We start from the raw sequence: 14,543 nt of genomic DNA on the forward strand, positions 1-14,543 counted from the left end.
TGTTTTTACGCATTATCCGATGCAAAACCGCTTCGCACTTTTGCTGGAAATGCTACCAATTCCGCTGTAGCGGACAAATCCTTTATACTCATTATGAGTATTTCTTAGGTGTGAAGTTATACTCGATTCGAGTATATTGTCAATCGCGAGAGAGAGGGAGCTTTATTCCTGCAACATGGCGCTCGGAAAGTGCGCGTTCTTCGACAATCGAATAGCGGAAACGGAAGAGCTTGGCCGGGCGACCACCGGTTTCGCTATCGCTTTCGCCAGTCTCTTCAACAAGGTCCTGCTGTTCGATCAGGCGGCGGAAATTCTGCTTATGCAGCCGCAATCCGGCCAGAGCTTCGACGGTGCGTTGAAGCTGCAAAAGTGTGAAACTGTCGGGCATCAGTTCGAATACGACAGGGCGATATTTGATCTTCGCACGCAACCGCGCGATGGCGGTTGCAAGAATCCGCCTGTGATCGGCAAACATATGCCTGCCGTTCTCCTCATCGCCTTTTCCGGCTTCACTGACGAGGCCCGCCTCATAGAGAAGCTCATAGCGCTGAAGCACCAGATCTTCGTTCCAGCGCTCACCATTCAGCCCGAAAGAAAAACCTATGCGCCGCAGGCGCTGTGCTGTCAGTTCCGCAGAAACGGCCTGATGCGCCCAGACACGAAGACCATTGCTCAGGTGCCCGACAATCTCAGGCACACCCTGCCTATGATCTTCCCATGGCAGATAGTCATACCAGCCACGCCAACTGGCCTGACCGGACGCCGCATCGCCTTCACGCACCAACCCGAGATAGCTGATTGAAATTGTCCGCTCGCCGAGCTTGTGACGGTCACGATCGGCAAAAGTATAGAGCTGCTCAAGATAGCCAACAGGATGAGCGGTTTCGGCCTGCACCCAGGCGCGCAGGCCCGATTGCAGCGAACGATGCTCGGTCTCAAATGGCCCGGATGGCAAAGCCTGCCCTTGGCGCACTGTCATAACGCGTGGCTGCTCACCCGTAACGGCAGTTAAAACGGCAATCAGCTCAGTATGGGCAATGTCGTCTGTCAACGCGGCAGCTTCTTTCTTCACTCAACACCCGAAGGCATGCAGAACCGTATGAAATGGTTGTGCGTTGGATAATACATAAAATCAATTCAAAAGCTTGCCGCACACAAAGGCTATCCGCCATAAAAAACGCCGCCCGGTGGGGCGGCGTTTCAATCGGACTAATCGTCCCGATTATGGGGTTACGTCGAAGCCGAACCACTTTTCAGAAAGCTTCTTGATCGTACCGTCAGCCTTGGCTGCTTCAATGGCTTCATTGAACATCTTCTGCAGTTCAGGCTCATTCTTGCGGATACCAACTGCAACGCCGCGACCTAGAATGCCACCCTTGAAGTAAGGACCGGTCATGACGATGTCTTCATTGCCCGGCTTCTTGGCTGCATCGGAGAGGTAAGCCAGCGAGGCAACAACCAAATCGACGCGGCCCGACTTGAGGTCGAGGTCATGCTGATCAGTGGTCTTGTATTCACGGATATCGGTTGAATCCTTGAAGTACTTGTCGAGCAGCGAGAGGCCAAGCGAAGCGGTCTGAACGCCGACGGTGCGACCCTTGATTTCAGCAGCGATCTCGTCAATTGCCTTCTGGTTCGCTTCTTCATCCTTGGCGAGATAAAGCGTTTCGCCAGTGTGTGGCAGCTTGGCAAACGGGCTGTCCTTCAGCGTTGCGAAGGTCTGCGGTGTCAGGCCGTAGGAAACGGTGAAGTCGATGGTTTCTTCGCGCTTTGGCGTAGCGGTCAGGCCAGCCATGATGGCGTCGAACTTGCCAGCATTGAGTGCTGGAATGATGCCATCAAAAGGCTGCGCAACCATCGTGCATTCAACCTTCATGCGTGCGCAGAGATCCTTGTAGAGATCAACTTCGTAACCATCCAGCGTGCCATCTGGCTTGGTGAAGTTATACGGACGGAAAGCGCCTTCCGTAGCGATCGTGATCTTGTCCCACTTTTTCCCTTCTGCATGTGCAGAAGCGGTTGTGAGAACCAGTGCCGAAACGAACAGGGCTTTGAACAATCCTGTGGTCTTCATTTGACTTAACCTTACGCAGTTATTTGCTGACGTGCCTTTTGGCATAAATCAGCGTTGTTTGAAATAATCAGGCTGCATTTTCGTGGCTGATAAACTTGCGGAAACGCTCAGATTTGGAATTTCCGAACACCTCTTCAGGCGCACCATCTTCTTCGACCAGGCCCTGGTGAACGAAGACCACGCGATTGGATACATCGCGGGCAAAACCCATTTCGTGCGTGACAACCAGCATGGTGCGGCCTTCTTCAGCCAGACCGCGCATAACGCGCAGCACTTCGCCAACCAGTTCTGGATCGAGCGCTGATGTCGGCTCGTCGAACAGCATGACCTTTGGCTTCATGGCGAGCGCACGCGCAATAGCTGCACGCTGCTGCTGGCCACCAGACAAATGTGCCGGATAGAAGTCGCGCTTGTCGGCGATGCCGACCTTGGCGAGCAGTGCTTCTGCCTCTTCCACACATTCAGCGCGAGAACGGCCCTGAACATAGATCGGCGCTTCAATGATGTTCTCGAGAATGGTCTTGTGAGACCAGAGATTGAAGCTCTGGAAAACCATGCCAAGCTCGGAGCGGATGCGCGAGACCTGCTTCTTGTCCGCCGGATAGGCTTCGCCCTTCGAGTTCTTCGCCATGCGAATGGTCTCACCGGAAACAGTCACCGTACCCGAGGTGGGGATTTCCAGCAGATTGATGCAGCGCAGGAAGGTTGACTTGCCGGAACCGGAAGAGCCGAGGATCGAAATCACTTCGCCTTCGCGCGCTTCCATCGAGATGCCCTTGAGCACTTCATTGGCGCCAAAGCTCTTGCGCAGGTTTTCAACTTTCAACGCCACCGGGGCCGTTTGTGACACAACTTTACTCACGATGTTTTTCCTTCGGTGGTGATCTTGACGACGGGCTGGCGCAGATAAGGCGTAAGCTTGTATTCAGCAAACATGAGCACGCGTGTCAGAACGAAGTTGATGGCAAGATAGATAGCGCCCGCAATGACGAACACTTCAATTGCGCGATAGGATTCAGCGATCAGCTTGGCGGCGATGCCTGTCACTTCCATCAAAGTGATGATGGAGGCCAGCGACGTCGCCTTGACCATAGAGATCATTTCATTGCCATAGCCGGGCAGTGCCTGGCGGATTGCCAGCGGCATGACAACACGGCGGAAGCAGGTGAAGCGTGACATGCCGCAAGCCTTTGCAGCTTCAATCTGCCCACTTGGCACCGACAGAAGGCCGCCACGGATGATTTCACTGGCATAGGCTGCGTTGTTCAAAGTCAGAGCAATGATCGCGCACCAGTACGGTTCACGCAGGATTGGCCACAGAAACGAGTAGCGGATGACCGGAAACTGGCTCAGGCCGTAATAGATAATGAAGATTTGCACCAGAAGCGGCGTGCCGCGAAATACGAAAACGTAAAGCCGGGCAATCCAATCAAGAACAGCGACACCTGACAGGCGCATCATGGCAAAAAGCAGGGCCAGAATCGCGCCAAAGACAATCGAGCTTGCAGCAAGCTGAAGGGTCAGCGGCACGCCGCTCATCATCTGAAAGAAGGCTTCAGAGTAGAATTGAAGGTTCATTTTGCCCTCCGGACGCCACGCGAGAAGTGGCGTTCAGCTGCTTGCAGTATGGTGCCGGAAACCGACGAGATCAGCAGGTACAGCGCACCGGCAATGAGGAAGAAGTTGAACGGCAGGCCAGTCGAGCCAGCGCCGATCTGTGCCTGACGCAGAATGTCGACAACGCCCACAACAGAGATCAGAGCGGATTCTTTAAGTGCTACCTGCCAGACATTGCCAAGGCCCGGCAACGCATGGCGCAGTGCCAGCGGCGCAATGATGCGACGGAACTTGAGCGTCTGTCCCATGCCGCAGGCGGAGGCTGCTTCGAGCTCACCCTTGGATACCGCACGGAATGCACCGCGGAGAACTTCCGTGTGATGCGCTCCGCAGGAAATGCCTATTGCGAGCACGCCAGCGAGGAATGCCGGAAAGCCGATAAAGCCCTCTGCACCAAAGAAGCGACCGATCGCCGTTACCGCAGCGCTGCCGCCGAAATAGAACAGATAGATCACCAGAAGGTCGGGAATGCCGCGAATGATGGTCGTGTAACCATCGGCAATTCCGCGCAGCGCAAGACCGCCGGAAATTTTTGCCCAGGCAGCAAACACGCCAATGATTGCGCCAAGAAGAAAGCCGAGCACAGCGAGCGAAACGCTCACCAATGCAGCCATTACCAGCACATAGCCCCAGCCGTCAGGCCCGAAGCTCAGAATATCGAGAAACGCCTTCATGATGCATCAGGCCATGTGGGGGATTGCGAAATCAACGTCATATTGCTTTCCGGGTATTTCTTTAGAGCGCCATACGCCCAACTGGACGTACAAAGGTCGATCTAGACTATTGAATCTAAGCATCGTGCTTCAGGCTTACCGCTTCACTTATCAGACGCAGGCAAAGCTGGTTGAACACTATCCGGGATCGGATTCACAAAAACCGCCCCATTGAGCTTCTTCTCATGATCTTCTTTGGCTTTAACAATCTGCTCCGGGTTGCGGAACAGCTCTATAGCCGTACTTCCCATAATCTTCGCCGCATGGGCCATGCCTTTATGCGCTGCAGGCAACTTACCCTGCGCAACCATCTGCCATGAATGAAGCGGCGTGCCGATTGCGCAAGTTGCACCGCGCATCTGCACAGTTGGAACAACCCAGCTTACGCTGCCAACATCCGTGGAGCCAACAAGCGAGTTATCGCCCTTATAAGGCTCATAGATGCCTTCGCAAAGCGCAATTTCAGCGTTTGGTTGAACACCGAAGCGGCGGAACGCATCGGAGATATCTTCTTTGGTCAGTGTTGCCTGAAAACGCTTTGCGGTTTCGCGATCCTGTTCATCAAAAACCGGCGGGCCAAGGCGATCAAGCTCACGCTGCATCAGCTGTTCCAGCGCCGGATTGCCAATAAGATTGGCATCACCGCTGACGATGTCGCTCTTCACCGTTGTTTCGGTCATCAAAGCCGCACCATCGGCGATCTTTTTGACGCGTTCCAGCAGAACCTGCATTTGCGGCAAATCGAGCGCTCGTATCAGGTAGCGCACGCTTGCTTTTGCCTGCACAACATTAGGGGCAAAACCACCTGTATCAGTGACTGCATAGTGAATACGTGCTGATGACTGCATATGCTCGCGCATATAATTCACGCCGACATTCATCAGCTCAACGGCATCAAGCGCGCTGCGTCCGAGATGCGGAGCGGATGCTGCATGGGCTGCACGGCCGGTGAAGTTGAAATTGATTTCGTTGCAAGCCAGTGAAACCGGATCGTTTACGCCCGCAAAAGGCGCCGGGTGCCAGCAGAACGCAATATCGACATCGTCGAACAAGCCTTCACGCACCATAAAGCCCTTGGCTGATCCGCCCTCTTCGGCAGGGCAGCCATAATAGCGTACACGTCCTTTGATGCCGTTTGCCTCGAGATATTCCTTCACTGCGGCTGCAGCCAGAAGTGAACCGGAACCAAGCAGGTTATGGCCACAGCCATGTCCGTTGCCGCCCGCTTCAATCGGCTGCTCTTCCGCTATACCGGCGAGCTGGCTCAAGCCTGGAAGTGCATCGAACTCGCCCAGAATGGCGATGACCGGACCTTCTTCACCCGCCTCGCCCATCACAGCGGTTGGCAGGCCTGCAATACCACGCTGCACGCGGAAGCCTTCGGCCTCCAGCTGAGCCGCATGAGCGTCACTCGACTTGTATTCTTCGTAATTAGTTTCCGGGTTATCCCAAACCGTATCGCTCAGTTCGAAATAGGCGGCGCTCTTTGCGTCGACAATATCCCAGATGTCGTGATGGTTCTTCAACTTGAGGTCCACGCTCTCGGCTCAATTTTCAACATTTCAGTCGGAAGAAGCAGGTCTAGGACAATCGAGAAGACCAAAATTTCGGCTTCTGTTTTATCGGCTTTTATGGCTGAAACAGTTCGATCTGACTGCTGCCACAGAAGAGAACGCTCCTCCCGAGCGGTACCTAGAGGTACTCTAAACTTGTGGCAACAGATATAAGTGAAATTGCTCAAAAGACATATCAGAAGTGACATTATGGCCAGCAAGAGTTTCCGGTTTGATAAGCCATTATGCGGATAGGTGGCGACACGCTCCGGAAGACGAAGGCTACTCACGCGGCAGCGGAGGCTGCATCGGTTAAGGCCGATGCAGCCTCGGACTGCGTTATAAGCTTTTAAGCTCATCTTCATCCATGTCTCTTGCACGGAGCGTCAAACATTGAATTGAAAGCCATCGACTGTGAAAGCCTGCCCCGTAATAAAGCAGGGCTCCGATGTCGCAAGGAAAGTTACCAAGCGCGCCACATCGTCGGCACAACCTAGCCGTCCCAATGCAATTCCCTTGATAACTTCATCTGCGCGTTCGGTGACATTTGTGTCGATCTCCGTACGAATGACGCCAGGACAGATGGCGTTGACCGCAATGTTTGGCCCCAGTTCCTTGGCAAGCGAACGAGTCATGCCAAGGATACCGGCTTTTGCTGCCGCATAAGCGAACTTGCTAACCGCTGCCGTCACACCGCCCGAATAGGCGTTGAGCGACGACATTGAAACAATCCGGCCGCCGCCCTGCTTCGGCATATGTGGTGCAGTATGCTGAATATAATTGAAGCAGCTTTTCAGATTGATCGCGATTGCACGGTCGAACTCGTCTTCTGTAATATCAAGAATGCCGACAGGAGCGGAACGCCCGGCATTGTTGAGCAGGAAGTCGACGCGCCCGAAGGTTTCAATTGTCTGGGCGACAATCTCACCTGCCCGCTTATGGCTAGAGACATCAGCAACACATTGAAGGGCACGCACGCCCAGAGCTTCGATCTCGGCTGCCGTATCAGCGAGCTCCGCCTCGAGCAGATCGACCAGCGTCACATGATAACCAGCTCGCGCCAGATCAAGAGCACATGCCTTGCCGATGCCTCGCGCGCCGCCCGTGACGATGGCAACTTTGTTTTCAGTCTTCATTTCAAAACGTGCTCCTTTTGTGTTGCCTTGTGATCGTATGTCTGCCACATTATTCCACAACAGGAATTTGGTTCACATATATGAACATTGAAAACAACGGCGAAGTTAAATCGGCAGTCAGGGTTCTTGAAATTCTCGAATTCCTTGCTCGCGCTCACAAACCGGTAACATTGAAGGCGATTGTTGCCGAACTGGGCTATCCAAAGAGCAGCACCTTCAATCTGCTCGCGACCTTAGTTGCGCGTGCCTACGTGGTCCGCGACGACACCGAGTCCTATAAAATTCATGATGCTTTCCGGAACGGCCCCGGCTGGTGCAGTGGTAGCGACGCCTATCTGATAGCAACAGCACAGCCGATCATGGATGCCATGCGCGACAACGAAGGCGAGACCGTATTTCTCGGCGCGCGACGCAAGGATGGCCGCGTCAAGCTTCTGGCCAAGAGTGCGAGCCATCAGGTGGTGCGCTTCGATTCTGATCTCACAGGCTCGGACCCCGCTTACTGCACTGCTATGGGCCGCATCCTTCTTGCGCATTGGCAGCCTGAAAAGACAGCAAGCTATCTCGCCAAAGAACGCATCATACCGCTCACCGACAAGACAGTAATAGACCGCGTACAGATCCGCCGCATTATCGATGCCGCCCGAGAAAACGGCTACGCAATTTGTGACGAAGAAGCTGTCATCGGCGGCTCAGGCGTTGCTGCACCGGTTTTTGATGCCAGCGGAGAGGTGATTGCCACGCTGAATATGGCAACGATTTCATCGCGCTTCACTGCTTGCCGGCAACGTATGATCGACGCCGTGATCAAACACGCCGCCGAGCTGAGCGCTCGCCTCGGACATAAACCATCCACAACAGACAAGCAGTAAAATGGATATACATTTCAAAGAGAAAAGAGTCCTGGTCACTGGGGCCGCGAGGGGAATTGGTCGTGCTATATGTGAGGCGTTCGCCGCAGATGGCGCATCGGTTACTGCAACGGATGTTCTTGATGATGAACTGACGAAACTCGTTAATGAAGCTTGTCCGGCACGCGGCGGGTCAATCCGTGCTGCCCATCTTGACGTAACCGATGAAGCCGCGATTGCAGAATTGATTGCGGACGCTGACAAAGACGGTGGCTTTGATATTTTCGTGCATGTGGCAGGTGGGGTTCTTGGGCAGAAAAAGCGTCCCCTTGAAGAAGTCCCGGCTGCCGACTGGGATCGTATCTACGACATTAATGTGCGTGGCGCATTTCTTGTCGGCAAAGCCGTCGTTCCCGCTATGAAAAACCGTGGCGCGGGCAAGATGGTATTCATTTCAAGCGGTGCGGGGCTTGGCGTTAGCCTGACCGGTATCCAAGCCTATGCCAGCGCAAAAGCCGCCCTTATCAGTCTCGCACGCCAGCTTGGCCATGAACTCGGCCCATTCGGGATCAACGTCAATGCCGTAGCTCCCGGCTTCCTGCGAACAAGCCCCGACTATGAGCGTCAGTGGGCGTCTTATGGCGACGATGGTCAGGCTGCGATGATCAATGAAATTCCGCTGCGTCGTATCGGACTACCGGAAGATATTTCCAATGCAGTGCTCTTTCTCGCTTCGCCCTATGCAAGCTGGATCACAGGCCAGACCTTATCGGTTAGTGGAGGACCAACAACATGACGACTGATACACCCGTTCCAACATGGACGTGGCCAGAAGAGCGGCTGCAAACCATCATGAACCGTGCGCGCGCTGGCCGCAGCTTCAAGCCATCGGCTTGGGCAAATGGTGCAAAATGTGCAGTTGGACTGTCGTTCGACTCCGACCACGACACATTCGAATTGCGTGATGGCGGCAAATCGATTTCTGCTCTTTCACAAGGACAATTCGGTCCGAGGCAAGGCATTCCGCGCATTCGTGAATTGCTGCGGAACAACAGCATCCCGGCAACATTCTTTGTGCCTGCAGTTTCGGCGATTCATTATCCTGACGAGCAGCGCGCTTTAATTGATGAGGGGCATGAAATCGCCCTTCATGGCTGGATTCATGAGCGCAATACTTTGCTTGATGGCGATACCGAGCGCGATCTTCAACATCGTTCTGCTGATGCGCTGGAGACGGTCACCGGTATTAGACCCGTGGGCATCCGGACGCCATCGTGGGATTTCAGTGACAATACTCTTCAAATTACCGCAGAAATGGGCCTGCTTTACGATTCTTCGCTGATGGCAGACGTCGATTGTTATGAGCTTTTGCTTAATGGCGAGCCGACCGGTGTGACCGAACTGCCAGTCGAATGGATTCGTGATGATGCGGCCTATCTCGTCATGGATCGTTGGGGCGGTTTGCGCCCGCAGATTGCGCCGCACGATATTCTCCAGATTTTCATTCGCGAGTTTGATGCCGCTTATGAAGAAGGGGGGATTTTCCAGCTGACGATGCATCCGGATATCATCGGCCATCGGTCTCGCATTTGGATCTTGAAGGAACTGATCGGCCACATTCGGCAACATAAGGATATCTGGTTCGCAACACATGCGGACATCGCGCGTTATTCCAAGCTAAACGGCTGATAATATTATAATTTTATCGCTAATACTTAAAGCCCGACCTGAGTTTCAGGTCGGGGTTTTCTGCTTGTTGATCAGCGTATGATGATTTTCATTATTCAGAACTAAATTCATATACATGAACCATATTCCGCTTTTCATCACTCGTCAGTGGGTACACACTTGATGTTGAAGAAAGGCGTGGAAATTCACACCAGACAAAACTCCACCCCGAAACAATCATAAGAACGAGGGAACTATGTTCAAGAAAATCGCCGCTATCAGTCTATGCACTCTCTCCGTCCTTTACAGTGGAAGCGTGCTCGCGAAAGAATGGAAGACCGTTACTGTTGGCGTAGAAGGTGCCTTTCCGCCATTCAACCTGACCACCCCTGGCGGAGAGCTTCAGGGGCTTGATCTGGATGTTATCAAAGAAGTCTGCAAGCGGGCTGAACTTGATTGCAAGATCGTAGCGCAGGATTGGGACAGCCAGATTCCGTCGCTTCTCGCTGGCAAGTTTGATGTGGTCCTGACCATGGGACCAAACCCGGAGCGCCGCAAAGCCATCGATTTCTCTGACCCATATGTAATCACGCCGAATACTTTCCTGGTTCCGGCTGACGGATCATTAGCCAACCTGCCTCACACAGGTGAAAGCCTCTCCACGGATACGGAAGAAGGTAAAAAAGCACTCGCTGATCTTAAAGAAGCGCTGAAAGGCAAGACAATCGGCGCTTCACTTTCGACCAGTCAGCTGCAGTTTGTAGAAGAAAATTTCGGCGATGCCGTTCAAGTCCGCACCTATAAGGGATCTGAACAGGTCAAGCTTGATCTGCAATCAGGCCGCGTCGATGGTCAGTATGACAATGTCGTTTTCGCTCGCGACCGTGCGGAAAAAAGCAATGGTGCGCTTAAGATCACCGGGCCACTTCTGGTCGGCGGCATTCAGGCAACAAATGTCTGCATCGGATTGCGTCAAGACGAGCCTGAGTTAAAAGCCAAGCTCGATAAAGCCATCGGCGAAATGCGGGCAGATGGAACACTATCGAAAATGTCTGAGAAGTGGTTCTCGATGGATTTGAGCCCGAAGAGCTAAACGAGTCCCAATAGCAAAACAAAAGCGCGCTGTTCTCACAGCGCGCTTTTTTTAATCAAAAATCCCAGTCATCGTCTTCTGTCGCAACAGCCTTGCCGATCACATAGGAAGAACCCGAGCCGGAGAAGAAGTCGTGGTTTTCGTCGGCATTCGGCGAAAGCGCCGAGAGGATCGCCGGGTTGACCTTGCAGGCTTCTGCCGGAAACAGGGCTTCGTAACCAAGGTTCATCAGCGCCTTGTTTGCATTATAATGCAGGAACTTTTTGACATCTTCGGTCAGACCAACGCCATCATATAGCGCTTCGGTATAACGCACTTCATTGTCGTAAAGCTCCAGCAACAAATCGAAGGCAAAATCCTTGATTTCCTGCTTTTTGGCGTCATCGAGTTTCTCAAGCGCGCGCTGATACTTATAGCCGATATAATAGCCATGAACGGCTTCATCGCGGATGATCAGGCGGATGAGGTCAGCGGTGTTGGTGAGCTTGGCACGGCTCGACCAGTACATCGGCAGATAGAAGCCCGAATAGAACAGGAAGCTTTCCAGAAACACGCTGGCAATCTTCTTCTTAAGCGGATCTTCAGCGTTGTAATTCTCAAGGATCAGCTGCGACTTCCTTTGCAGGAATTCGTTTTCTTCCGACCAGCGATAGGCATCGTCTACGTCAGGCGTCAGGCACAGCGTCGAGAAGATCGATGAATAAGACCGTGCATGAACCGCCTCCATAAAGGAAATGTTCGACAGAACAGCTTCCTCATGCGGCGTGGAAGCATCATCCATCAGTGCCACAGCACCGACAGCATTCTGGATCGTATCCAGAAGCGTCAGGCCTGTGAACACGCGGATGGTGAGCTGCTTTTCCTCCGCTTTCAGCGTTTCCCATGATTGAATATCATTGGAAAGCGGCACCTTTTCCGGCAGCCAGAAATTGCCGGTCAGACGGTTCCAGACTTCAAGGTCTTTGTCGTCTTCGATGCGGTTCCAGTTGATGGCCCGCACAACCGCCGGCTTTTTCGCATTATTGTTTTTGAACTGCATGTTCATTTGTCTCTACCTTGGTTGGGATCGGCGTGAGATTCTGGCTGTGGCGTGCCGAAAATGGTGGGGTTCGAGAACCGGAGCGCAGTGTACATAAAGTACATGAGCACCGGCTCGCAGAACGACGCCATTTGCAGGCCGCCGAAGCCTGAATATCCGCGATCCTAGAGGGCGCAGGAAACGCAGCCTTCAACCTGCGTACCTTCGAGCGCCATCTGGCGCAGGCGGATGTAATAAATCGTCTTGATGCCCTTCTTCCACGCGTAAATCTGCGCCTTGTTGATATCGCGCGTGGTGGCGGTATCACGGAAGAAAAGCGTCAGCGACAGACCCTGATCGACATGCTGCGTTGCCGCTGCATAGGTGTCGATGATCTTTTCCGGGCCAATCTCATAGGCATCCTGATAATATTCGAGATTATCATTCGTCATGAAAGCAGCCGGGTAATAAACGCGGCCAATCTTGCCCTCTTTACGGATTTCGATCTTGGAAACAATCGGATGGATCGAAGAGGTCGAATGGTTGATGTAGGAGATCGAGCCTGTTGGCGGCACGGCTTGCAGGTTCTGATTATAAAGTCCGCCTTCCATGACAGCCTTTTTCAGTTCCTGCCAATCTTCCTGCGTCGGGATCACAATACCGGCATTCTCGAAAATCTCGCGAACCTTCTCAGTTGCAGGCTCCCAGACGTGATCGGTATATTTTTCGAAATATTCGCCTGTCGCATACTTCGATTTCTCAAAGCCCTTGAACGAGCTTTTCTGTTCAACAGCGATCAGATTGGAAGCGCGAACTGCGTGATAGGCCACCGTGTAGAAGTAGATATTGGTGAAATCGACGCCTTCTTCAGAACCATAGAAAATGCGTTCGCGAGCGAGATAGCCGTGCAGGTTCATCTGGCCGAGGCCGATAGCATGGCTTTCATCATTACCGCGGGCAACCGAAGGGACAGAGCCGATATGGCTCATGTCTGCAACGGCCGTCAGGGCACGGATGGAGGTTTCGATGGTCTTACCGAAATCCGGGCTATCCATGGCTGCTGCAATATTGAGCGAGCCGAGATTGCAGGAAATGTCCTTGCCGAGATGCTCATAAGAAAGATCATCATTGAAGATGCTGGCTTCGCTGACCTGAAGAATTTCCGAGCAGAGATTGCTCATGGTGATGCGTCCATCAATCGGATTGGCGCGGTTCACCGTGTCTTCGAACATGATGTAAGGATAACCGGATTCAAACTGGATTTCCGCTAGCACCTGGAAGAAATCACGCGCGTTGATCTTCTTCTTGCGGATACGGCCGTCATCAACCATTTCGCGGTATTTTTCGGTGATCGAAATCTCGGTCATCGGCACGCCGTAGACGCGCTCGACGTCATAAGGCGAGAAGAGGTACATATCTTCGTCGTTCTTCGCGAGTTCGAACGTAATGTCCGGGATCACAACGCCAAGCGACAGCGTCTTGATGCGGATTTTTTCGTCTGCATTTTCGCGCTTGGTATCGAGGAAGCGCATGATGTCGGGGTGATGGGCGTGCAGATAAACAGCACCCGCACCCTGACGCGCACCGAGCTGGTTGGCGTAGGAGAATGAATCCTCAAGCAGCTTCATCACCGGAATGATGCCCGAAGACTGGTTCTGGATCTGTTTGATCGGTGCGCCGGATTCACGAATATTGGTCAGGCTCAGTGCCACACCGCCGCCGCGCTTTGAAAGCTGCAGTGCGGAATTGATGGAGCGGCCAATCGATTCCATGTTGTCTTCAACACGCAACAGGAAGCACGAGACGAGTTCGCCGCGCTGCTTTTTGCCTGCATTGAGGAAGGTCGGTGTTGCCGGCTGATAACGGCCCGCAATGATTTCATCGACCATTTCGCGTGCGTGCTGTTCATTGCCACGCGCAAGCGCAAGCGCCACCATACAGACGCGATCTTCGTAGCGCTCGAGATAGCGCTTACCGTCGAAGGTTTTCAGCGTATAGCTGGTGTAATATTTGAACGCGCCGAGGAAGGTCGGGAAGCGGAACTTCTTGTCATAGGCATGATCGAAAAGATCGCGCACGAAATTGAAGGAATACTGATCCAGCACTTCCCTCTCGTAATAGCCTTCATCGACCAGATATCCGAGCTTTTCACGCAGATTGTGAAAGAACACCGTGTTCTGATTGACGTGCTGAAGGAAGTATTGCTGCGCAGCCTGCCGGTCACGATACAGCTGAATTTTGCCGTCATCGTCATACAGGTTCAGCATGGCGTTTAGCGCATGATAATCCAGCGATGTCTCCGTGGGCTTCTGCGGCTTGCCGCCCGATGCAGCCCCCGATGCTGGGGATGACTCTTGCTTTTCCGAAGCGGCGACCGTCTCGCGCTCACGGGTCAGGGTTGTGTCTGCCGTGTCCAAAATCGTTCCATCCCGTCTTTAACATTGCCAATGTCTTCATCCGTTCCCAAAAGCTCAAAGCGATAGAGGTAGGGAACCTGACATTTTTCCGAAATTATTTTACCTGCAAGGCCAAAGCCTTCGCCGAAATTACTGTTCCCGGCGGCAATGACGCCGCGAATGAGGGATCGGTTGTCCACATCGTTAAGAAAGCGAATGACCGGTTTGGGAACAGCACCTTTCGCACCGCCGCCGCCATAGGTTGGCGTTACGAGCACAAAAGGCTCGTTCACCCGCAACAGACCAGCATCGTCTTCACAGCTTTCCAGCGGAATGCGCTTTGAGCGCATCCCCAGACGCATCACAAAGCGATGCGTGTTTTCCGAACGGCTGGAAAAATAGACGATCTGGCCCATAACAAACC

14 protein-coding genes are annotated in these 14,543 nt (G+C 53.2%); 4 read left to right on the top strand and 10 right to left on the bottom strand.

Going from position 1 to position 14,543, the window contains the following annotated elements; all coding sequences use genetic code 11:
• Window positions 1-139 precede the first annotated feature (139 nt).
• From RT142_RS21740 to RT142_RS21770, 7 genes are all read right to left on the bottom strand, one after another.
• Entirely contained in the window at window positions 140-1,051 is a 912-nt protein-coding gene (locus RT142_RS21740) for an NrtR DNA-binding winged helix domain-containing protein (protein ID WP_313031500.1), read from the bottom strand.
• A gap of 171 nt (window positions 1,052-1,222) precedes the next feature.
• Window positions 1,223-2,074: a transporter substrate-binding domain-containing protein gene (locus tag RT142_RS21745; RefSeq protein WP_007877714.1), complete on the bottom strand. Its 852-nt coding sequence runs from the start codon at window positions 2,072-2,074 to the stop codon at window positions 1,223-1,225.
• A 67-nt stretch (window positions 2,075-2,141) separates the two neighbouring features.
• Window positions 2,142-2,936, bottom strand: coding sequence for an ABC transporter ATP-binding protein (locus RT142_RS21750; RefSeq protein ID WP_084479825.1), 795 nt, complete (start codon window positions 2,934-2,936; stop codon window positions 2,142-2,144).
• Window positions 2,933-3,652, bottom strand: coding sequence for an ABC transporter permease (locus RT142_RS21755; protein WP_007877709.1), 720 nt, complete (start codon window positions 3,650-3,652; stop codon window positions 2,933-2,935). Before RT142_RS21755 ends, RT142_RS21750 begins: the two co-directional genes overlap by 4 nt.
• Window positions 3,649-4,365, bottom strand: coding sequence for an ABC transporter permease (locus tag RT142_RS21760; protein ID WP_064321254.1), 717 nt, complete (start codon window positions 4,363-4,365; stop codon window positions 3,649-3,651). Before RT142_RS21760 ends, RT142_RS21755 begins: the two co-directional genes overlap by 4 nt.
• A 143-nt stretch (window positions 4,366-4,508) precedes the next feature.
• Window positions 4,509-5,942, bottom strand: coding sequence for a M20 family metallopeptidase (locus RT142_RS21765; RefSeq protein ID WP_313031449.1), 1,434 nt, complete (start codon window positions 5,940-5,942; stop codon window positions 4,509-4,511).
• A gap of 401 nt (window positions 5,943-6,343) precedes the next feature.
• Window positions 6,344-7,093 carry an SDR family NAD(P)-dependent oxidoreductase gene (locus RT142_RS21770; protein WP_313031452.1) on the bottom strand — a complete coding sequence of 250 codons (750 nt, stop codon included), beginning with the start codon at window positions 7,091-7,093 and terminating at the stop codon, window positions 6,344-6,346.
• Window positions 7,094-7,173: 80 nt separating this feature from the next.
• On the opposite strand from RT142_RS21770, the gene RT142_RS21775 reads away from it, so the two are divergent.
• The 4 genes from RT142_RS21775 (at window position 7,174) to RT142_RS21790 (ending at window position 10,705) form a co-directional block, all read left to right on the top strand.
• Window positions 7,174-7,965 carry an IclR family transcriptional regulator gene (locus RT142_RS21775; RefSeq protein WP_007877701.1) on the top strand — a complete coding sequence of 264 codons (792 nt, stop codon included), beginning with the start codon at window positions 7,174-7,176 and terminating at the stop codon, window positions 7,963-7,965.
• 1 nt (window position 7,966) lies between these two features.
• Complete coding sequence (locus tag RT142_RS21780; protein ID WP_313031454.1) at window positions 7,967-8,740, top strand: SDR family NAD(P)-dependent oxidoreductase; 774 nt, start codon at window positions 7,967-7,969, stop codon at window positions 8,738-8,740.
• Window positions 8,737-9,633: a polysaccharide deacetylase gene (locus tag RT142_RS21785; RefSeq protein WP_313031456.1), complete on the top strand. Its 897-nt coding sequence runs from the start codon at window positions 8,737-8,739 to the stop codon at window positions 9,631-9,633. Before RT142_RS21780 ends, RT142_RS21785 begins: the two co-directional genes overlap by 4 nt.
• A gap of 235 nt (window positions 9,634-9,868) precedes the next feature.
• Window positions 9,869-10,705 (top strand): transporter substrate-binding domain-containing protein, encoded by an 837-nt coding sequence (locus RT142_RS21790; protein ID WP_313031457.1) that lies wholly within the window; start codon window positions 9,869-9,871, stop codon window positions 10,703-10,705.
• 55 nt (window positions 10,706-10,760) lie between these two features.
• Here the strand turns inward: RT142_RS21790 and nrdF are convergent, their stop codons facing one another.
• From nrdF to nrdI, 3 genes are all read right to left on the bottom strand, one after another.
• Window positions 10,761-11,750: a class 1b ribonucleoside-diphosphate reductase subunit beta gene (nrdF, locus tag RT142_RS21795; RefSeq protein WP_313031460.1), complete on the bottom strand. Its 990-nt coding sequence runs from the start codon at window positions 11,748-11,750 to the stop codon at window positions 10,761-10,763.
• Window positions 11,751-11,908: 158 nt separating this feature from the next.
• Window positions 11,909-14,140, bottom strand: a complete 2,232-nt coding sequence (gene nrdE / locus RT142_RS21800) for a class 1b ribonucleoside-diphosphate reductase subunit alpha (RefSeq protein ID WP_313031463.1) — start codon at window positions 14,138-14,140, stop codon at window positions 11,909-11,911.
• Window positions 14,116-14,535, bottom strand: coding sequence for a class Ib ribonucleoside-diphosphate reductase assembly flavoprotein NrdI (gene nrdI / locus RT142_RS21805; protein ID WP_313031465.1), 420 nt, complete (start codon window positions 14,533-14,535; stop codon window positions 14,116-14,118). Before nrdI ends, nrdE begins: the two co-directional genes overlap by 25 nt.
• Between the last annotated feature and the right edge of the window lie 8 nt (window positions 14,536-14,543).

The sequence above is a fragment of the Brucella sp. genome (assembly GCF_032066345.1).
Taxonomy (GTDB): Bacteria; Pseudomonadota; Alphaproteobacteria; order Rhizobiales; family Rhizobiaceae; genus Brucella; species Brucella pseudogrignonensis.